Origin of the sequence: Epilithonimonas caeni DSM 17710, assembly GCF_000426465.1 — a bacterium.
GTDB classification, from domain to species: domain Bacteria; phylum Bacteroidota; class Bacteroidia; order Flavobacteriales; family Weeksellaceae; genus Epilithonimonas; species Epilithonimonas caeni.
Window position 1 is genome coordinate 251,449 of record NZ_AUFK01000017.1, and the last position, 20,607, is coordinate 272,055.

General features: G+C 33.9%; 17 protein-coding genes and 1 pseudogene. 15 read left to right on the top strand and 3 right to left on the bottom strand.

Annotated elements, in window-relative coordinates; genetic code table 11:
• Nucleotides 1–7 precede the first annotated feature (7 nt).
• The 15 genes and pseudogenes from K319_RS20255 (at nt 8) to K319_RS0111410 (ending at nt 16,988) form a co-directional block, all read left to right on the top strand.
• A pseudogene (locus K319_RS20255) lies at nt 8–3,068 on the top strand (TraG family conjugative transposon ATPase).
• On the top strand, nt 3,055–3,714 hold the full coding sequence (locus K319_RS0111340; protein ID WP_027383743.1) for a hypothetical protein: 660 nt from the start codon (nt 3,055–3,057) through the stop codon (nt 3,712–3,714). Before K319_RS20255 ends, K319_RS0111340 begins: the two are co-directional and overlap by 14 nt.
• A complete protein-coding gene (locus K319_RS20260) occupies nt 3,711–4,385 on the top strand; it encodes a hypothetical protein (protein ID WP_002977317.1) in 675 nt (224 codons plus the stop codon). Before K319_RS0111340 ends, K319_RS20260 begins: the two co-directional genes overlap by 4 nt.
• Nucleotide 4,386: 1 nt before the next feature.
• Nucleotides 4,387–5,064 carry a hypothetical protein gene (locus K319_RS0111350; RefSeq protein ID WP_050791097.1) on the top strand — a complete coding sequence of 226 codons (678 nt, stop codon included), beginning with the start codon at nt 4,387–4,389 and terminating at the stop codon, nt 5,062–5,064.
• An 11-nt stretch (nt 5,065–5,075) separates the two neighbouring features.
• Nucleotides 5,076–5,885, top strand: coding sequence for a hypothetical protein (locus K319_RS20265; protein WP_002977315.1), 810 nt, complete (start codon nt 5,076–5,078; stop codon nt 5,883–5,885).
• 11 nt (nt 5,886–5,896) lie between these two features.
• Nucleotides 5,897–7,069, top strand: coding sequence for a hypothetical protein (locus tag K319_RS20270; protein ID WP_002977314.1), 1,173 nt, complete (start codon nt 5,897–5,899; stop codon nt 7,067–7,069).
• Between the two features lie 2 nt (nt 7,070–7,071).
• Nucleotides 7,072–7,686: a conjugative transposon protein TraK gene (gene traK, locus K319_RS0111365; protein WP_002977313.1), complete on the top strand. Its 615-nt coding sequence runs from the start codon at nt 7,072–7,074 to the stop codon at nt 7,684–7,686.
• Nucleotides 7,686–8,066: a hypothetical protein gene (locus tag K319_RS0111370; protein ID WP_002977312.1), complete on the top strand. Its 381-nt coding sequence runs from the start codon at nt 7,686–7,688 to the stop codon at nt 8,064–8,066. Before traK ends, K319_RS0111370 begins: the two co-directional genes overlap by 1 nt.
• Nucleotides 8,063–9,322 (top strand): conjugative transposon protein TraM, encoded by a 1,260-nt coding sequence (gene traM, locus K319_RS0111375; protein ID WP_002977311.1) that lies wholly within the window; start codon nt 8,063–8,065, stop codon nt 9,320–9,322. Before K319_RS0111370 ends, traM begins: the two co-directional genes overlap by 4 nt.
• A gap of 3 nt (nt 9,323–9,325) precedes the next feature.
• Entirely contained in the window at nt 9,326–10,216 is an 891-nt protein-coding gene (gene traN / locus K319_RS0111380; protein WP_002977310.1) for a conjugative transposon protein TraN, read from the top strand.
• A gap of 80 nt (nt 10,217–10,296) precedes the next feature.
• A complete protein-coding gene (locus tag K319_RS0111385; RefSeq protein WP_002977309.1) occupies nt 10,297–12,279 on the top strand; it encodes a type IV secretion system DNA-binding domain-containing protein in 1,983 nt (660 codons plus the stop codon).
• Between the two features lie 26 nt (nt 12,280–12,305).
• The gene (locus K319_RS20275) at nt 12,306–13,121 is read left to right on the top strand and encodes a M23 family metallopeptidase (RefSeq protein ID WP_002977308.1); all 816 of its coding nucleotides are present in this window, start codon (nt 12,306–12,308) and stop codon (nt 13,119–13,121) included.
• On the top strand, nt 13,108–14,289 hold the full coding sequence (locus K319_RS0111395; protein WP_002977307.1) for a hypothetical protein: 1,182 nt from the start codon (nt 13,108–13,110) through the stop codon (nt 14,287–14,289). The genes K319_RS20275 and K319_RS0111395 overlap by 14 nt, the downstream gene beginning before the upstream one ends.
• A gap of 648 nt (nt 14,290–14,937) precedes the next feature.
• Complete coding sequence (locus K319_RS21080; RefSeq protein WP_050791093.1) at nt 14,938–16,302, top strand: hypothetical protein; 1,365 nt, start codon at nt 14,938–14,940, stop codon at nt 16,300–16,302.
• Between the two features lie 5 nt (nt 16,303–16,307).
• The gene (locus tag K319_RS0111410) at nt 16,308–16,988 is read left to right on the top strand and encodes a hypothetical protein (RefSeq protein WP_002977304.1); all 681 of its coding nucleotides are present in this window, start codon (nt 16,308–16,310) and stop codon (nt 16,986–16,988) included.
• 654 nt (nt 16,989–17,642) lie between these two features.
• On the opposite strand, the gene K319_RS0111420 is transcribed toward K319_RS0111410, so the two are convergent.
• The 3 genes from K319_RS0111420 to K319_RS0111430 all read right to left on the bottom strand — a co-directional run bounded on the left by K319_RS0111420 (nt 17,643) and on the right by K319_RS0111430 (nt 20,512).
• Entirely contained in the window at nt 17,643–19,046 is a 1,404-nt protein-coding gene (locus K319_RS0111420; protein ID WP_002977303.1) for a hypothetical protein, read from the bottom strand.
• A 433-nt stretch (nt 19,047–19,479) separates the two neighbouring features.
• Complete coding sequence (locus K319_RS0111425; protein WP_002977302.1) at nt 19,480–19,926, bottom strand: hypothetical protein; 447 nt, start codon at nt 19,924–19,926, stop codon at nt 19,480–19,482.
• Between the two features lie 109 nt (nt 19,927–20,035).
• Nucleotides 20,036–20,512 carry a hypothetical protein gene (locus K319_RS0111430; RefSeq protein WP_002977301.1) on the bottom strand — a complete coding sequence of 159 codons (477 nt, stop codon included), beginning with the start codon at nt 20,510–20,512 and terminating at the stop codon, nt 20,036–20,038.
• Between the last annotated feature and the right edge of the window lie 95 nt (nt 20,513–20,607).

Sequence of the window (20,607 nt, forward strand, 5' to 3'; positions counted from 1 at the left end):
ACACACAATGAAAAAGAAAAGCTTTAGTCTGCCATTTATTGGCTACGACTACGGTTCAGAATTTAATGTTAATTATGATGTTCTTATCGGTGAATTTGGAAACCCGATCATTGCCATCCAAATTAAAAATATTGTCACACAGTATTCGGCAGACCGTGCCTTGTATCTGAAGTATCATTCAATACTACTTAATATTATCAGTATTATTGGAGAAGGATATATCGTTCAGAAGCTGGACATTTTCGATAAAAAGATCTACCAGGCGGAAGCACATGAAGAATATTTACAGCAAAAATATTCAGAACATTTTGCGGGAAGAATTTACAAAACAATCGATAGCATTCTGGTATTTACCCACAGGATCGATCAAAGCAAAAAGAAAAACCAGTACAAATATTCAGATAAAAAGTATAAGGAATTGCGAGACAAAGCAGAAAAAATCTTTATGCTTCTGAAGGAAAATGATTTTGAGCCCCATTTTTTCTTTGAAAAGAATTTTGAGTATTACATCTCCTCTATTCTTTCCATGAACTTTGGCAGATCAACAAAAGCTTTTGACAATATAAGGTCACTTGACAGTAATCTCCAGATTGGTAATTCCTATGTGAAGACCATTTCTTTAGTAGATGTTGAAAATATTGAACTGCCCAATGAAATTTACCCTTACACAACGTTGGGTGGAAACGGAGCTATCAAAGATACCGCAGTTGACAATTTTTCTTTTATTAATGACCTGGAACTGTACAATACCATTATTTACAACCAAATTATTGTCATTCCTGATCAGACGGAAAGAGTTAAATTTTTAGCCAATAAAAAAAATCGTCACGAAGGATTTCAGAATGAACCTTTGAATAGGATCTGCGCCGAAGAAATAGGTATTTTGCTGGATAATATTGCTAAGGACGGTCAGCTTATTGTTGACGCACATTACAGTCTTGTCACCAGCTGCCCAACTATTGAGGATTTGGAAAAAATCCAGTCGATGATTGAGAACCAGCTCTTTCAAAAAGGAGTAATTTCCAGTAAAAATTCTTTCAATCAATTGGAGTTGTTTCGAGCATCACTACCGGGGAATGCCAATGAACTAAAAGAATACGATTTGTTTACCACAACGAGTGAAGCCTCGCTGTGCTTTTTTTTTTAAAGAGAGCTACCCCGTAGATGAACCATCCAGTTTTTACCTGAGATTTACGGACAGACAGGGAGTTCCGTTAAAGGTCGACACCGCTGATCTGCCAATGCAGATCGGCAGAATCAATAATCGAAACAAATTTGTTCTTGGACCGTCAGGAAGCGGAAAATCTTTTTTGATGAATAATATCATTGAACAATATTTAGCCTACAATTATGATGTTGTAATTGTGGACACCGGAGACAGTTACAGCGGGACGGCAAAATATAAGAATGGGAAGTATATTCAGTACACCGAAGAGAAGCCAATCACAATGAACCCCTTTGTAGTCAGCCAATCGGAATTTAATATTGAGAAAATTGAGTTTCTAGGAAATCTTATTTTTCTGATATGGCAGGGTGCAGATTCATCGATGACCACCACACAAAAATCCATTATTGATAATCTGCTCTTAGCGTATTACCATCAGTTTTTCAAAGGTGGTACCAATTGGTATCAGCAAAAGACCTCGCGTGAGCTGATTCTATACCTAAGTAAATACAACATCTACGAAGATGATCTTTATAATGAATTTGAGAGCCAATACAGTGAAAATGAAAATTACTATCAAATTTTAGGAATACCAATGGATGCTGAAAGCTCGGACATTAAAAAGGCGTTTCGAAAATTGGCGGTACAGTATCATCCTGATAAAAATCTTGATAAAGCTGATTTTGATGATTCCATATTCGACAAAATACACGAGGCTTACGAAACATTGGTCAATACCGAAAAAAGAAAGACTTACGATGAAAGCCAACTGATCCTTTCAAATACTAAAATAATTGAAAGACCCAAAATCAACAGTGCGGAGTGGGAAAATGCCTTCAGAAAATCACTCATCAAAAAACTGGTAGAGCTTGAAGAAATGCTAGACGTGGAAGAACTTTCTTTCAACACTTTTTATGAGTATTCTGAAAAATTTCTTCCTATTTATCTTTCCAATAAAAAGTTCAAAATTTCTGAAGCTGAATTCAACCTGAGAACATTCCTTTATGTATTGGCTGATTTTTACAAAGGAGGTAGGTATGGAACGACTTTAAATGAAGATGCAGACAACTCATTATTTTATGAGCCCTTTATCGTCTTTGAGATTGATAATGTTAAAGATAATCCTAAGCTGTTTCCTATTGTAACCCTCATTATTATGGATACGTTTATCCAGAAAATGCGTCTGAGAAAAGATAGGCGAAAAGCACTCATTATTGAAGAAGCCTGGAAGGCAATTGCGAGTAAACTAATGGGAAGTTATATTTTATACCTGTATAAAACAGTCAGAAAATTCTGGGGTGAAGCCGTTGTTGTTACACAGGAGCTGGATGATATTATCGGGAATGCTGTCGTAAAAGACAGTATTATTAATAATTCGGATACCTTCATACTTCTCGATCAGACAAAATTCATCGATAATTTTGATAAGATTGCAAAATTGCTCTCACTTAATGAGGTTGAGCAGAGTAAGATTTTCACCATTAATAATCTAAATAATAAAAGCGGTAGAAGCCGGTTCAAAGAATTTTATCTTAAACGGGGCAGCAAAGGTGAAGTATATGGTAATGAAGTTTCACTACAGCAATATTTGACTTATACTACTGAAAAACCTGAAAAATCTGCACTCGAATACTATGTTAATGAATATCGAAACTATCAGGATGCATTGGAGCAGTTTGTTCTAGATATTGATCATCTGAAAGACGGTCTACCAAACTTGGTATCATTGGTAAATATTTACCAAAAACCTATTGACAACGGGTTAATCGAATACTATCATTCATTCAAAAAGCAAAACCCTAGTAAAGATTTCTTCAAAAGTATCAAACGGCTACTTATAGATCAAGATATAACGCTAAAGGAATTTATTAAAAGCAAAAATCAGACTTATGAAAAAATATAGCATCATACTCATGGTCTTTATCATGAGTTTTTATAAAACACAAACTCCCTATATAGATGTACTGACAGCTCCTGCTATGATTTTATATGCCAATCAAATTAAAAGCGAGCAGGAGAAAACAGTCGACGAGATGAATAAACTGCAGCAGGCGCAGGCGGTTGTCTCAACTCAGATGGTTCTGGCCAACGATCTGCAGAATAAATTGTACAAAGGATTAAAAGAGGTAAATGGTACTTTGAAAAACGGCATTCAAGTTCAGAATATTTACAACAACCTTAGCAAAATAATCACGAATGTTGATGGGATATATAACGAAGTGCAGGATGCACCGGAGTACAGCATATTTGCGACAAAATCAATACAGCTGGTAACTAACAAAGCGACCGACATTTATACTGATGTTGCTGATCTGCTGACAAGTGGTGAGCTGAATCTTGCAACTTCAGGAGATCGGAAAAGGCTTCTGTACAATATTGAAAATAACACCCGTCTGCTGAATGTCTATTTGATCAACGTAAAGATGACGATAAGGAGAGCCAAAAGAAAAGGATTCTGGAAATCTATCAATCCATTTCAGACGTATGTCAATACTGACAGGCATATTTTTCAGCAAATATTGAACAACGCAGGAACATTGGGACTATGAAAACTTTATCAAAAACTAAAGTCTGTTTCCTGATTCTGATTTTTTCAAATATACTTAAAGGTCAGCTTACTGGAGGGAATTATATCTGCTACTACCTTATTAACTCTGAAATTCAAAAAACAATGGATGAAAATGAGAAGCAGAAAGAAATGAGAAATAAGCAGCTGACCAATTTAAGTCTGGAATCAGCCAATAAGGAACAATGGAGCAAATACAGGGATGTGACTGAAAAAATTCGTGGAAGGCTTAACAACCTTTCGTTTGCAGTTCAGGCTATTCCGACATCGGTGAACATCGTCAGAGAAATTGATAAGATTTATGAGATACAGTCGAAAATTTATACTGAATTATCTGATGCCCCAATCTGGATTCCTGTCGCACTCAATGGTCAGTATGAGTTTATAAATAGTCTGCAGTTGTATATCAGGCTGATGGCAGGTATAGTTTTATCGTATGGGACGATAAACGAAATGGAAAAGGCCGAACGTAAAATTCTTCTGGATTTTGCTCAAAGTGAAATCAAGACTCTTCGGCAGCAGTCCTACTCTACCCTTCAGAAAATCATCAATGTCAAGAGAAAAATAAAACTGCGTAATAACCTGCTTCAAAATTGGGTGAACAGGGACAAGAAAATCATTCAGGATATCATTAACAATGCAAATCTTTATTAAAATGAAAACATTTCTAATTGTATTTTTTCTGCTTTTACTGAATAATGCAAAGTCACAAACCTATTATCAGCTCTATTATAATTTAGAACTGCAGGCTCAGGTAACGGCCAACCAGGCTGCAAGAGTAGCTTCTGAAAAGCTTTACCAAAATTCTTACGAGAAACAAAGAAAAGCTTACGATGATATCAAGGAAAAGGCTGTGCAGGTTGTGGTCATAAAAAATCACATATATAATCAGCTTCGTAATGTCAATTCAGCACTGAAGCAGGGAAAACAGCTTGAAGCCATATACTATGATTTTACCAAACTTATTGGAAACATGGAGAAAATGCTGGAGCTTTCAGCTCAAAAACCTCAGTATGCCGTATTGATTATGAATTATTATTCTAAGCTTTATCTGCATGCGATGAACTCATATGAAAATATAAGCGAATCGGTTCTCAATGAAGAAAATGATTTTCTTATGGACAGCTACGATCGGCAGAAAATTCTTTCAAAAATACAGCATGAGATAAAAATTATGAATGGCTGGACAGTTCACATTATCAATTACCTGAGGAATGCTGAAAAAAAACCATACTTCCGTCATATTGGTGTTTTCAACAGCTGGTATATACGGGACAAAGGTTTAATCCAAAATATTATTAATAATTATAACCAGAATTTAAACGGTTGGTAAAATTATAATCTATGAAAAACATACTATTAATACTATCATTTCTTCCCCTTTTATCTTTCGTAAAGGGACAGACCATAAAAAGAGTTAAGGACAAACACATTGTAGGTCAGGAGAAAAGGCAGGTCTTTTATCAATGGGGAGACTGGCAGCCTGAACCAAAATACTTTTTGGGCATACAGACTAATTATGCCTATGCCATGGTATGGGGCTGGCTGGCTCCAAGTCGAAACCGTGATTACAAAGGCGGAAATGACATCAGACCTTTAGGACTGGCGGGATTGCAAAACCAAAGATATGCAACAACCTTGGTACAGCAGGACAAAACAAGCGATATTCAGGAAGAAGCAAAGACAACATATGAAGAAAACCTGAAAGAATTCTATCATTATTCCAGTGCGACCTCAGGGGCTGATCCTCTTTATCTGCTTTATTATAAAGATGTACTGAACAGTCTGGATAATTTTGACACCGGATCTTCGGCATTATCTCAGTGGGGATTTACTTCTTCGAAAGCCTGGGAACGATTCAATAATTACGGCATCATCGGAGAATGCAGGCGAAAGATCAACGTCATTCAGGACAAATACAAATTTGCTAAAAGTGCAGATATGCCGAGAGGCAAAAGGATTCTTGCCTACCATGACTGCCTTATCGAATGGCGAAAAATGAAAAAATACCTAGCGTACTTAAACCAGCAGGGAGAGAACAGGTTTAGAGCCGAAGTTAAACTTGAAAGTTACAAAACAAAAAATCCCGGAAAGATTACAAAAGAACGGAGAGATGCAGAGATATTCATGGATGTAATGACGGGGCATTTATAGTTAAAAAAATTATGAAACGAAAAAAGATTTTAAAAAGCATTATGAAAATAATGCTTTTATTCATTCCGTGCTTTGCATTCTCACAGGATACACACAGTGATGAATATTACCAGAAAGCAATGGATTTTCTGCAGGGTGAGGGCGTATTGGAAGGCTGGTTTACTGAAAAGTTCCTACCGCTTTACGACAGCTTTATGACCGCAGAATATGGACAATTTATATTATTTGGACAGGCTGTAGCGGGTTTAGGCGCACTACTCTATCTGGGGAATATAGGATGGCAGATGATAGGCGGAGATCGTGAATGGGAAATAGTACCGATGCTAAAACCCTTCGCCATTGGACTGGTTATTGTGAATTGGGTATCATTTGTCGGTATTCTCCGTACTCCTCTAATCAAGCTTCAGGACGTCTCAGAGAGCAGCTTTGTTGAGAGTCAGCAGGAATTGAATTCTTTAAGATGGGTACGTTTTAAAAAACAGCAGCAGGTTGTAGACAGAATTGTTGAAGAGCAAGCTAAAGCACAAGCTGAAATCCAACAACAGGAAGCCGGAGACCAATCTTTAATAGAAGAAGGACTGGATATGGTTGGAGATGGATTAACAAGTCTTATGAGTCCTGTCTATGAACTTTATCTCAGATTACAGGTTGGTTTACAATTAGCCATATCGAGCGCGCTGGAATTGATTGGGTTATGGATACTTCGAATATGTGTCTATGGGATATTTTTTATCCAGCTGATATTTTCGACCATCTTAATTATTATCGGTCCTATACCGGTTGGGTTATCAGTTTTTCCTGCGTTTTCAAGTTTTCTTTCTCAATGGGTTTCCAGATTCATCAATGTCAATCTTTACGGATTTGTGGCATTTATTATTTTAAAAATCGGAACCCTCCTTCAGCTATTTGCCTTTGAGGCAGAAATTGAGAGATATGATCAGATTATCAATACAGACGGCAGTATAAAGAACATGGATTTGCTGCTTACCTATTCTAGCAGTGGGATCATGTCATTTGGATTGGTCATCGTCTGTTTTTTAATTACAGCCGTAGGAATATTATGTGTTCCTACCCTGGCCAATTATATCATTCCGTCGGGCGGTGGTAATACAGGAGCCATGAGTAAGATGAAAAAAGCAGGAATGGCAATAGCCACTAAAGGAGTTTCATTATTAAAAGGATAATTATGGCAGTTGTAAAAAACATTGAAAAAAAAATCAAGATCAATAAAGTAACTTCCATTGGCTGCATAATTTTATCAGTCATCGTCGTTATTGCAGGATTTGTTTTCTCATATAAACAGATAAAAGATGCAAGAAAATCCATCTATATTTTAGATAACGGGGTTCCTGTTTTAGTCAAGCAGACCGATTTGCTCCTAAACAGACCTGTTGAATATAAAGCTCAAGTCGATATGTTTCATTCTTTATTTTTCACACTTTCAGCAGATGACGATTATATAAAATCTCAGACACGAAAAGCATTGTATCTGATCGATGACAGTGGTATGAAGGAGTATATGAATCTGAAGGAAAAGGGATTTTACAACCAGATCATTTCTTCCAATAGTGTGATGACTATAAAAGCAGACAGCATTAAACTCGATGAGCAGAACTTAAAATTTATTTACTATGGCAAACAGACCATTAACCGAAAGACGCAGCTTATCGTCAGAAAATTGATCACTGAAGGTTTTTTGCAAGATCTTCCCCGATCTCCCAATAATCCTCATGGTGTTCTGATCGAAAAATGGAAAACATTAGATAACTCGGACATTTCCGTAAAAGAAAAATTTAGATAATGGAACAGCAAAATAAAATCATCAGTAAAAATCCATCAACCATATGGAAAAGTGTGGAACAATTTGCAGAACGTCAGCCGAAGAGAACATTTTATCTCATGTTTGGATTGATTTTTTTGTCCACCCTATTCTCAATTGGAAGCTTGATTTACATACAAAAAGTTTCCATTCCTGAATACGAAACGATGAAAAAGCAAAATGTCCTAAAGGATGCTGCTACCTCATTCAACTCGCCGTTTACAGAGACAGAAAAAATTCTGGGTATAAGAGAAGCGCTGAAAGAACTTGATTACTATCGGAAAAAAAAGATATTGAGTTCTTCCGATAGTTCGAGAATTAAATATCTCCTCGATAAATACAATATAAATAATTCAAGATGAAAAAACTCAATTTAAAACAACCTAAATATGTTCTTCCCCTCATCGCCCTGCCATTCGTTTTAATGATAGGGTATTTTTATGTTCAATTCACGGAAAACTCAGGAAAAGACAAAAATAAACTGGCTGAGAGTAAAGACATTTCCACCGATTTCGGAAAAGTTGGAGAACGCTCTGAAATTAAAGGAAAGGCCGACGCTTATGCTGATTTCTTTGATAAAAGAACCGATGGAAGAACCATGATTGACGGTTTCGGTGATGAGCATGAAAGTCTTGAAAAATTTGATGATGATCTTTCAGAGCGACAGAAAAGGCATATTGACAGTATGAATTATGTCAGAGAAAAAGAACGTCTGAATAATCTTTCCCGACAGGCCAATCGACAGTCCTACTATAACGCGATGGATGCTAAACAGTCGAAAGAACGTGAGGATGATCAGTACGACAGAAGTATGAAAATGTTAAAAATGCTCAATGGTGACAATAACGGGGTAAACAATTCAGGAAAAGCTGATACTCGGAGTGCTGAAAATTCCGACTGGAAAAAGGATCAGATGACCTTGATGAGAGAGCAGATGATGTTAATGGATAGTATCGAAAAAGCAAACAACCCTGAACTTAAAAATCAAGCCAAAGCCATTGAGAAAATGAAGAAAAATGAGAAAGAGATGGATTTTTTTCTCAATTCTACATTGGATGTAACAAAAGCCTCGAAAAGCACAGAATTCAATTCGATCTTCAGACAACGTGAAAATAACTTTATCAAAGCTGTGATCGACGAAAACATTAAGGGCTTTGCAGGAAGCAGAATAAGGATTCGCCTACTCGAAGATGTATACGTCGGAAATGCAAAAATATCGAAAGGTACTCCCCTTTACGCATTGATCAGTGGATTTTCACTGCAAAGGGTGAACCTTAACATCGTATCGGTAATGCATCAGAACGAGATTCTTCCTATCAGTCTCAATATCTATGATGTTGATGGCATGGAAGGATTGTATGTCCCAAGTTCGGCATTCCGTGAAATGACAAGATCTATGGGAGAAAACATTGTGCAAGGTCAAAATCTTTCCAGTGGTAGCGCTGATTTTTTTACCACGACGCTTAGCTCAGTATATCAATCCACCTCAAAAACAATATCGGACGTAATACGGAAAAACAAGGCAAAAATTAAATACAATTCTTTCGTTTACCTCATTGACAACAAAGAACTTGAAAAAAAGAAAAAGAACATTTATAAGAAAAACACCAATCCATAATCTATGAAAAATTTCATTATTATCCTTATGCTGATGCTTGTTTCTACGGAGACATCCGCTCAGAATACAGTACTATCGAGAGTATATAAAAATAATCTTCCCGAAATCTATATTACAGGTAATGTCAATCTTCATTTCAGGAGCCCCCAGCCTATTCAGTTTGTTGATTTAAGTACGAAACACCTTATAGGCGATCTTCCTACAGAAAATGTTGTAAGAATTAAAATACAACAGTTTGAAGAGGAAAGCCATTCCGCTACCGACAGTATTAGAATAAAAGAGGAAACTCCGATTTATTATTATGATAATCAGGAATTAGGAATTGTTACCATTGTCGGACAATCCTTTATGGCTCAGTACAAGCTGATCTATAAAGTTGACAGCAGTGCGACTATAATGACCAACATTGAAATTTTACCTGAAGACATGCAGGCTCTTGAATATCCGGATTACCAGATGTCCAGTGCCGAACTCAGAAAATATTCGGTGGAGATTATCAGAAAAAAAGAAGCAAATAAAATACGTAGAAACAGAGATTTGGGAATCGAATCGCAGCTTAATAATGTATACGCTTTTGGTGATTATGTATTTCTAGATATTAGTTTTAAAAACAATACAAATCTCATCTATGATATTGACAAACTTAAGTTTTCTATCGATGATAAAAAGGTTTACAAAGCCACGAATGTTCAGTCTATTGAGATAGAGCCTGTATTCCGTCTGTATGACTTAAAGACATTTAAAAAGTCTTACAGAAATATTTTCGTTTTTAAGAAATTCACTTATCCGAATAACAAGGTTCTAAACATCAGGCTGATCGAAAATCAAATCAGCGGCAGAACAATTAATCTGGAGATTAAATACTCAGATATTTTACAGGCTGACACTTTTTAATATTCATTTACATCTAAAGTATAGCAGACAGCTGGGAACTCCTGGCTGTCTGCTTTTTATATAATTCAATTTGAGAAACAATGCAGGAAAGTAAAGAACAACAAAAAATCTACGGATTCTTTCAGAAAGCAGTCTATATGCTGGTTTTGATTGAATGCAGCATTATCTTTTTTGGAGGTACTCAGATTCCGATACTTCCAAAGCTATTGAAATCATTTGCGAAAATGCCATTTCTATTTCCTCCGTACCATGCCAAACTTGCTGAACTTCTGTTAATCATACTAATTGCAATTGGTACAAAGCCAAAAAAAAATCAAGATATTAATATTACAAAATCAATCCTTTTACCAATAGTCGTTGGATTACTGATGATGTTTGGTTCATTGGCATTTATAGATGATACATTTAGAAAAGACATCCCGCAGTTTACTCCCTATTTTAATATCTATCAGGCTGTTTACGCATTACTTTCATTCGTAGGTGTTTTAATAACCCTTTTAGGTGCTGACAACATCAGCAAGATTATGAAAATCAAGCTTGGTAAAGACCGCTGGAACATTGAAGAAGAATCATTCGATCAAAACAAGGAATTAATTACGAATGACTTTTCAATCAACATCCCTTACTTATTTTATTATAACAAACGGATGAATCACGGATGGATTAATATCAATCCATTCAGAGGTACACTTGTAATAGGAACGCCCGGTAGTGGTAAATCTTTTGGAATTATTAATCCGGCGATCAGGCAATTGATTGGCAAAGGATTTTGTCTCTGTATTTATGATTATAAATTTCCAGATTTGGGAAAGATAGCGTACTATCATTATCAATTGAAAAGGCAACATGACGAGAGCTATAAGCACGAGTTTGCGGTAATTAATCTTAATGAAGTTGAAAGATCAAAAAGAGTCAATCCTTTAAGAAAAGAATATCTCGCTACATTAGCAGAAGCTCAGGAAATGGCGGAAGCAATGGTGTCTTCACTTCAAAAAGGTGGTGGGTCAGGAGGTGGAAGTGATCAGTTTTTCACCCAGTCAGCCATCAATTTTCTAGCATCATGCATCGCTTTTCTTGCAAAATATGAAGAGGGCAGATTTTCGACCTTACCGCATCTGCTTTCATTTATGAACCGTGGTTACGAGGAAATTTTCAATACTCTTTTCACCAATATAGAGCTGCATTCTCTATTATCAACTTTTAAATCGGCTTTTGATAACAGGGCTTTCGACCAGCTGGAAGGACAGATCGGAACACTTAAGATATTTCTATCCAGATTGGCAACGAAGGAAAGTTTCTGGGTATTTTCAGGTGATGATGTCAAACTTAAAATTTCTGACAGAAAAAACCCTACAATCATTGTCTTAGCGTCTGATCCCAATACACAGGATATTAATTCTGCATTATATTCTACCATATTAAATAGACTATTAAAACAGATTAATTCCAAAGGCAATTTACCAAGCGGAATTATTGCCGACGAGCTGCCGACTATTTATATACATAAGATAGATAATTTAATTGCTACTGCAAGAAGCAATAAAGTAGCTGTACTCCTTGGACTGCAGGAAATTCCCCAGTTCCGCCAATTTTATAAAAAAGAAGTTGCAGACACGATTACAGCAATCATCGGAAATATTCTCAGTGGCAGTGCTCGAGATAAAAGTACACTGGATTGGCTTGAAAAAGTATTTGGCAAAGTAAAACAAAAAAGCCAGTCTATGTCAATCAATAATAATCAAACGACCATTTCAATTCAGGAAAAGATGGATAACCTCATTCCTGCCGGTAAAATAGCAGGATTAAAAACGGGAGAAATGGTGGGTATTATCGCAGGTGATGAAAATAATCAAACTGAAGAATATAAAACTTCGGCCATACACGGCAGAATCAATCTTGATATGAAAAGTATCGAGGATGAGGAAGCTAACTATATTGAAATGCCCGTGTATTATAACTTTAAAGACAAGTCAGGAAAAAATGATAAAGAGAAAATCCTGATGTCGAACTTTCTACGAATCAACAGAGAAGTAGAGTTGATCATTAAGGACTTCAATCCGTAACTCTAACAACATAAAATTTAAAAAAAATGAAAAAAACAGTAATACTGATGCATTTGTTAATTTTTTCAAATTTCCTACCTCAATTTAATACGGCTTCCTATAAAGGAAAACTCAATACTATTCGATTGAACTCCTCTTTACAAAATCAATTCACCACCAGCTTTTTGTCTTACCATATTGCAGGGAAGTTGAATAAAAAATATTTTGAGAAGAGTAAAGATTCATTGAATAATGCAGCAAATGAAACTGAGCAAACAACTACTCCACAAGCCAATTCAATTAAAAAAGATGATGATATTCAAGCGACGTCGGAAGACGATTCATTGTCAGAGAATCATCCATCCGAAAAAAAATACAGAAATAAAAAACTTTCATTATTAGAATACGAAAAATACCCAACTGAAGAACTACAGATTATTTATATGCCTTTAGAAAAAATGAAGATCACCTCGAATTTCGGGCATCGCTTTCATCCCATCGATAAAATTGAAAAATTTCATGCCGGTGTTGACCTGCGGGCTAACAGCGATTATGTATTTGCAGTATTGGATGGAATCATTAGTGATACAGGTTACAGTAATGGTGCAGGAAATTACATCAAAGTACAGCACGGCGATTTTGAGACCATATATCTGCATCTGCAAAAAACTTTTTTTTCATTGGGCGACTTCGTCTATGCCGGTGATATTATCGCTATAAGTGGTAATAGCGGGAAAAGCACTGCACCGCATCTGCATTTTTCAGTGAAAGAAAGAGGAAAATATATAGATCCGGTTCATTTCTTAAATGACTTAATAAAAACAAACAACGCAATTTCAGATTACAATTATGGAAAATACTAGCACCTTACTTACAGATGAACTTAGAAAGTTCGGAATCATGAATCAGCAGGATCATTTTTCCGAGAAACTCTCAAAAAAAGAAATTGATGATTTTCTTAAAGGAGGAATTCTCATTGCCGAAAATGATAAAAACAGGCTCACTTTTAAAATAAATGACGATAAGCTTGATGTCAATGTTTATAATAAAGATATAGTCAATCACAAAGACCTTTCAACTGCCGAACTTTTTGAAATTTCTTCAAGCAATAGAAATCTTTACAAAGTGATGGCTGACTATGGAAACATCACTCATATTGGAACAGGGTACTTTAATAAGAACCCGGAAAACGAAATGACCACATTTGTTGAAATAGAAAACGAAAGGGGAAAAACAATCTTTTTCGGAAACAAGCTTGAAGATAGTCTTAAAGATTTTAAAGTTGGAGATAAAATTCAGATTATTCAGACCGGTGTTGAAAAAACGGTTCTTAAAATAGATGATGCTGATGAAAAGGAACTCGCAAAATTTGATAATGTTTTTATAATAAACCCGTTCAAAGAAAAAAATAAGCAGTTCCAGTCCAGGATTTTTGAATTGGATAAAAAAGACAATACGATAAAAGATGTGGATACAACAAAATACGAGCTCAAAAATGTTAACGGTCACAATATCTCAGAAAAACAGCTTCAGCAATTACGAAAAGGTAAAGAGCTTAAGTTAGATGATGAAACCACCATACAGATAAGTCCGGCATCAAAAAATGAGGCTAAATTGAGCGCAAGTTCAAAATCACTCCTGATACTATCCCTTGCGACGGATGGCGGTCTTAGTTTCTTGATCATAAAAGGCATTCAGAAGCTTGCTAGAATGCAGGAAGAAAATCAACTACAAAAAGAAAGTATAAGATATCAGGTCGAGCTTCAAAAACTAAAAGCACACCTGAAATCGAAATCAGAGCAATATCCTGATAATAAAAATATCATAACTGACCTTAATATTGTCAGCAAAGAAATCTCTGCTTCTCAATCCTCTTTAAATGAAAATACTAATAAGGAAAAAGAAAAGAGCAATATTAATCTTCAGGTTAACGATCCAGATATGTATCAAGATGCTAATCAAAAGAAAGAGGAAGAGAAACGAGATGCAGAAGAAGCATCAAGGTCAACATCTCATTCCAGAGGACGGTAATAATGATAATTATCATGCTCCTAAGCTTAGAAACGCTAAAGATATTTCAGGGAAAAATCAGTGAAAATGGAAATCTCTACTTTTTAGGATTCAGAAAGAATAGCTGGACTATTATTTACAGAGATGGCTCATCACTAGAGACAAAGTCTTTTTACCAGATTATAAATCATTTTGGTGATTTGATCATCCATAATATATACTGTTTCAGATACATTTTGGAAGCAATGCTTTTTTTACAAAATAAACATTGTGATTATCTAAGGAATTCGCTAATTATCATTACCGCGTCAAAAAATAAAAAAGAAATAAAATCCTTTTTATTTAGACGATACATTCAGAAAAATCTTGTCGTACCAAAGATTCATTTATTTCATTCACTGCGAAATTTTGAATTAACTGTACTCTATCTTGAACTTTTAGATAAAGGAGTTGTCTCTGAAACCATTCAGCTAAAAGGTCAAAATTATCTAAAGATAAAGTATAAATCAATTCAGATTATACTTGATACAGAACAGCAGACGAAAAGTAAAATTTTGTTTCTGTTAGGTATAAATGATAAGATCTTTAAAATTCGCAATTATGATCTATCACATTTAATGAGTGATAGAAATCTCTATTGGTAACCTCACATCCAAATATATAGCAATAATGAAAAGCGATGACGCATTAAAATCAGAAGTTGAGATTATATCTGAATACTTTAGAAATACAAACAACAGTATTTGGTTAAAAGAAGGGCTCCGTGGTTCAATCTCAAGTGAAATTGACAGCTATAACTCTCTTATAGAAAATCTTCAAAACAAGAGAAAAATGTTTTCCGGAATTGATCTAACTATTTCACCTTTTAATTCCTCAGGAGCAGACTTCAAAATAATTATAAAAAATGACAGCGAAAGACTGCAGCTACTCTCGGGATTGCTAAATTTTCGATCCAAGCAAATAAATGATTTAGATAACAAATTACATAACAATCATAATATTAACAACATGGAAAATAATGTATTTCAATCCAAAAAAGCCGATTTAGAAGTAAAAATCGAACTGCCCAATCAAGAGAAACCGTTTTTTGAAAAAATGTCCACTCCTAATAATTTGGTTAATATGCTGCAAAAAGCGGGGCAGAAATTAAATCCAAATGAGACACTACGCGTTAATTTGAACGGTACTTCATTAGTGCTCACCAAAGAACAAACCGAGAAGCCAGAAATTCTTCAAAACCTGGAAACAGAATACAATAAAGTTAACAGGCTAAAAAACGGGCATCCTGAAGAAAATAGAAATCTACAAGATTTAAAAGATCAGATCAAGTATTTAGGTTTTGGCGAAGAACAAAAAGTTCATACGGAACTGGCTGATAATTTAGCTTCAGATAAAAAAGAATTTATCATCAATATTTCTTCAGATAAAGCATCTTTCAAAAACAATGAAATCAATTTTGAGCTGAAATTTCAAAAATCTGAAAAAAATGAAAACTTCTACTTAAACTCTTTCCTTGCAAATCTTAAGAACAATGAGAAGGATGTCAACTTAAACCATACATTTTCCGCTAATGGAAACTTTACGGCTAAAGAAGCGATCAATCTTTTAGAAGGCAGATCTGTTAAAACGGAGATTTATAATAAACATTTGGATGCAAAAGAGGATGCTTTTGTAAAGCTACAATTGAATGAAGAAAAGAATGAAAAAGGAAATTTCAAGCTTCAGGTTTTTAATAAAAACTACGGAATTGACATTGAAAAGATCATTGATAAAGCAAAACTTCATTTTGATAACGATAAGCACAGAGAAATTACCACCAAATCACTTGAAAAAGGCAATATTGTTTCGGTAAAATTTTCAGATCTGAAAAATAATATAGTCGAAGGAAAAGCAATTCTCAACCCCCAATACAAGATGCTGAATCTGTATGATAATAAGATGAAAAGATTCAACTCTAATGAGCAGGCCTTTCAAAAGGATAATTCGGAAACTAATGAGGTAAAGAATCAGCAGAGCCATTCCCGAAAAATTTAATATCTATGAGAGTTTTTGCTTTATTATTCTTTTGTTTATTTCTAGTTTCTTGTAATAAGGGAAAAAAAATTCAAAGTAAAAGAGGTGGAATTGATATAGTCACGAATATTTATTACAGTGCTTCAAAAGGTCTTGAAGAGCACCAACAGATCATTTTGTCCAAAATGAACTACCAGGATAAGGACTTAATAGAATTAGTCCCCAATATTCAAATTCCAGAAATAATTGACAGTGTATATTATATCCGTGATTCATTATATTTCAGCATTGGAAATACTTTACAGTCAAAATCTTTGATTTTTAAAGATCAAAAATTTGAAAATGGTAGAAATGTCAAAAATAAAAGGTACGGAGCAATGTGGATTGACTTACCTATATCCAACTATCAGCAACGGAAAAATCTAAATGACACTGTACTTTATGGAAAAAAACACTTTAAAAGATTCCAAATTATAAGTAGAGAGACCTACAGTATTTTCTATCTAAATAAAACCGATACTATTCTACCCTATTCTCTTAATCCGCTTGCTGACAAGGACTATGGAGGACGGCTTGAAAGAATTGACAGCTATGATAAAAAAAGAGATTTATTCACAACAATCGTATTGCTGCCTAGGAAACGATGGGATAAAGAAGCTGCGGATATTTTTGAATATAATCATCAAACAAATATTGATTCCAAATAAAAAATCCCAAGCCAAATTGGCTTGGGATTTTTTATTTGATTGAAGTACGTTTTTTTGAAAGTTTAATCAACACTTGATCTGAATCTTTAATTTCAATTAATTGCTCTTCTATAAATAAAAACACATTTTTATCCAAAATAAAAATATCAAAAACAGTGTATCGCTGTTTTGAAAAAAATTTCCCCGTCAAAATAATGCAATTATTATACTTGACTGGAGGAGAAAGCTTAAGAGTAACTTTTGATTTGTTTGTCTTAGCGTAGAAGACAATAAATTTTCTTTTTTCGCTGTACTCAAGAACAAAATAATGTTTGTTATTTAGAACTTTTAGTGAAGTTAAGTAAAATAGGTTTTGAGCATCAATTTCGATCTCTTTTTTTTGATCATGACTATAAATTACGTTATTAAATATTTAAAAAATCAAATAATTTAGTGATAAATATTGCTTCGACAATACAAAGAAAAAGTTTTAAACAAAAAAATCCCCAAGAAGATGGGGATAAAAACTAATAACCATGAAAACTCAAATTAAACTTGAGAATCGCGGCAAAGGTATAAAATATCAGATGATACTTTGTCTCAGGACAATACAATGGCTCTATCCAATCAATTCTAATTATCAATGGAAGCTCCCACTAAATATTTAAAAGCTCACTAATTATATTGATTACCTTCTAAATTTTCTATATCATCTTCCCAGTGAGGTCTATTAAAGCCACTTACTGAATCAGCCAAAAGCAAATCATTTTTTAGAACAGGATAATGGCTTTGTTTATAAAAACAGGTAGTTTCAGCCCAATCAAAATTATTACTGGAAGCAAGCAGCTGAATACTATTACAATGTATCGCTCGGATATCTTTTTCTTTATAATCAAATCCCTGTATTATTTCCTCCGACTTCAAAAATCTTTTTCTTTCTACATATGGTCCGTCCAAATTTTCATAGCCGATATGAATAATTCCTGGACCATCAAGTGGTATTTGATCTACTGCTTTTACAAGAAGTCGTTTTACGTCCTTTGCTTTCATATTTATAGAATGTTCGGAGACACTTGTCCATTTAAGAATACTTATACTTCCTACTTTGTCAATGTAAAGATTTAGAATATCAAAATTTTTATCCTTACCCAATTTATATAGTTCATCGTGGTTAAATACGGTCACATAATTACCCCCACTTTCATATTTTCCAATGCAAACCTCAATTAATTCCGGTGAATTGTTTCTAATATCTCTTTCTTTTAATTCTCTATTTATAGAAGCCAAGTTCAACGGTCTAAATGAAATTTCAATTTCAGAAGTTTGAATTTGTGCTCTTTTATCTCCACTATGAATTTTAAGATATTCATTAAAACAATCAACTAAAATATTTTCGCCTGTCTCTGAAACTGGAACCTTAAAAATAATATCAATGGAATACGACAATTTATATTCTTGCAAAATGGCAGTCAATCGTAAAGATCTGTTTTGCCATTCTGACCTTTCGCTTTCAGAATAATCCGGAACTTTCTGCATTCTTTTACATTCAACCCAATATTGTTGTCCATCTTTTCTAATCTGCAAGTCCGGAGATTTATAATAAGTGCTTTCAGGTATAAAGGATACTTTCCATCCATTTTTACAATATAAATTTGCAACTGCCAGTTCAAAAAAAATGGTATCAGGGTGATTCTTTTTTTCGTTCAATAATTCCTCAATCTTTTTCTCTATCCCATCAATCTCAAGAAGTGTTGAAAGATTCTTCCCTATCATCGAAAAAAACGGAAATATACGAGCGGATTGTAGAGCGTCACCAGATAAAGGTCTTTCAAAGATACTTTCTACCAGATACATATACCATGCAATCCAGTCATCATAAAAAGCAATTGGCATGACGAGTTTGCCATCTTTACTTTCCGCTTTTTTAAATCCATACTGAATAGCTTCAACCTCACGAAAATATGATACAACTTTGTCTCGTCTTTTCAACCATCTTTCATCTCCCATTCTCGACACAAAAAAATTCAATGCTTTTTTTGCATCTATCGCCCAAGGTTCTTTTATGTAAATATTCACCATTTTAAGTAATTACTATTTTATATCTAATATACTTTAAATTTGAAAATGATTGAGATCATTCTGAATGAGCATTTAAAATATGATTAATTGAGTATTTTAAGTTAAAATTTCAACGAGTTCCGAGTTAGTAATAATCCTTTTGAAAAAAGGCAAGATACTCTTTTGTAGTCTCATTTTATATAAATGGACGTCCAAAAGGACATCTTGCACCACAAAAAAAACAAATTATTTTTACAATATCATCTTCAAAAGCCATTTTTTAAAAGTTGAAATCAACATTTGCAATAATGTGTAAACCTACAATTGAACAATTATATAAATATATATTGACAGTATTATTGAATTATATAAACATATAATTCAACAATTCAATAAATACATACTACCGTATTTATACAATTATATATTTAAATTGATGTAGAAATATAGAATGTTATAATTCAACAGAAAAAAATTCCAAAGGAGTTTTGCTGACAAAAGAAACAAGAAATTCAAAAAAAGCGGAAATAGAATAGCTTGAAGAATCAGATTTTTCATTGATGTAATAAGTGTGCATCAATTCATAATAAAGATCAGAATATTTTAGTGGAAGTAGAAAATTGATACTTTCCAATATTCTTTCTTCTTTTGTATTTTCAATCTTAGTTCCTCTCTTTTTATAAAAAACAAGATACTGCTCATTAGGAGCGGTAACCTTATGATATTTTTGCTGAAAACTCTTTTGAACATTCAGTAATGTGACACATAAATAATGTCTATAGGAAAATAGGGATAACAGGTCGTTATCCTTGTAATAAGTAAAACTGCAAATCTTAAAATTGTCCACTAAAGACTTATCGGTTTTTACCAATAAGTTTTTGGTTGCTTTTTTTGCGCACATAGAATGCTTATTTATTAGCCAACTTGCCGATTCAACGACAACAAATTATTACAAATGTAAAACTAAAACCGAAAAATATAAATCATATTTTTACGGCTTTACAAATTATTTAAAGCACAATAGACAATTTTATTTTGTCTTTTTTAAGTTTCTGAACCATTTCAACAGCTTTCTGTCGTTGGAAAACATAATATGCCAACTCTTTTGAAGGGCTGAAAAGGGGTAATTTTCCATTATAAATTCTTATAAACTTGGAATAATACAATCCTTCGTCAGAGGTAAAAATATATATTTTCCTGTGAGAAGCATAATTAATCCAGTCCGCTAATTTATCTTTCAAAATAGCCGGGTCATTTTTAAGTTTAATGGTAAATGATTCATTTCCTTCAAAAGAATCATCTTTAAAAATAAGATTAAAATTACTGACATAGCAGCTTAAAACAATATTGTTTTCAGTTACCATTAAGGGATTATTGATATCTCCCAGTAAATCAATGGTAACATCATTTGCTTTAAAGAACTGTTTTATTAGAAAATTCCTTCTTGCAATGTCCGTAAATAAATTGTGATTTGTACTCTCTTCCATTTCATTGTTATCAGAATTAAACAAATATACTATTTTTTACCTATTAAACCAATTTAAAATATTTTACCTATTATTTCAAAAATATTTTTATATTT

Excerpts from the sequence above, each read along its gene's own strand:
- K319_RS0111350 (WP_050791097.1), top strand. The coding sequence starts at position 4,387 with ATGAAAACATTTCTAATTGTATTTTTTCTGCTTTTACTGAATAATGCA.
- traN (WP_002977310.1), top strand. The coding sequence starts at position 9,326 with ATGAAAAATTTCATTATTATCCTTATGCTGATGCTTGTTTCTACGGAG.
- K319_RS0111420 (WP_002977303.1), bottom strand. The coding sequence starts at position 19,046 with ATGGTGAATATTTACATAAAAGAACCTTGGGCGATAGATGCAAAAAAA.
- K319_RS0111385 (WP_002977309.1), top strand. The coding sequence starts at position 10,297 with ATGCAGGAAAGTAAAGAACAACAAAAAATCTACGGATTCTTTCAGAAA.
- K319_RS0111425 (WP_002977302.1), bottom strand. The coding sequence starts at position 19,926 with ATGTGCGCAAAAAAAGCAACCAAAAACTTATTGGTAAAAACCGATAAG.
- K319_RS21080 (WP_050791093.1), top strand. The coding sequence starts at position 14,938 with ATGAAAAGCGATGACGCATTAAAATCAGAAGTTGAGATTATATCTGAA.
- K319_RS0111395 (WP_002977307.1), top strand. The coding sequence starts at position 13,108 with ATGGAAAATACTAGCACCTTACTTACAGATGAACTTAGAAAGTTCGGA.
- traK (WP_002977313.1), top strand. The coding sequence starts at position 7,072 with ATGGCAGTTGTAAAAAACATTGAAAAAAAAATCAAGATCAATAAAGTA.
- K319_RS0111340 (WP_027383743.1), top strand. The coding sequence starts at position 3,055 with ATGAAAAAATATAGCATCATACTCATGGTCTTTATCATGAGTTTTTAT.
- traM (WP_002977311.1), top strand. The coding sequence starts at position 8,063 with ATGAAAAAACTCAATTTAAAACAACCTAAATATGTTCTTCCCCTCATC.
- K319_RS0111410 (WP_002977304.1), top strand. The coding sequence starts at position 16,308 with ATGAGAGTTTTTGCTTTATTATTCTTTTGTTTATTTCTAGTTTCTTGT.
- K319_RS20265 (WP_002977315.1), top strand. The coding sequence starts at position 5,076 with ATGAAAAACATACTATTAATACTATCATTTCTTCCCCTTTTATCTTTC.
- K319_RS20260 (WP_002977317.1), top strand. The coding sequence starts at position 3,711 with ATGAAAACTTTATCAAAAACTAAAGTCTGTTTCCTGATTCTGATTTTT.
- K319_RS20275 (WP_002977308.1), top strand. The coding sequence starts at position 12,306 with ATGAAAAAAACAGTAATACTGATGCATTTGTTAATTTTTTCAAATTTC.
- K319_RS0111370 (WP_002977312.1), top strand. The coding sequence starts at position 7,686 with ATGGAACAGCAAAATAAAATCATCAGTAAAAATCCATCAACCATATGG.
- K319_RS20270 (WP_002977314.1), top strand. The coding sequence starts at position 5,897 with ATGAAACGAAAAAAGATTTTAAAAAGCATTATGAAAATAATGCTTTTA.
- K319_RS0111430 (WP_002977301.1), bottom strand. The coding sequence starts at position 20,512 with ATGGAAGAGAGTACAAATCACAATTTATTTACGGACATTGCAAGAAGG.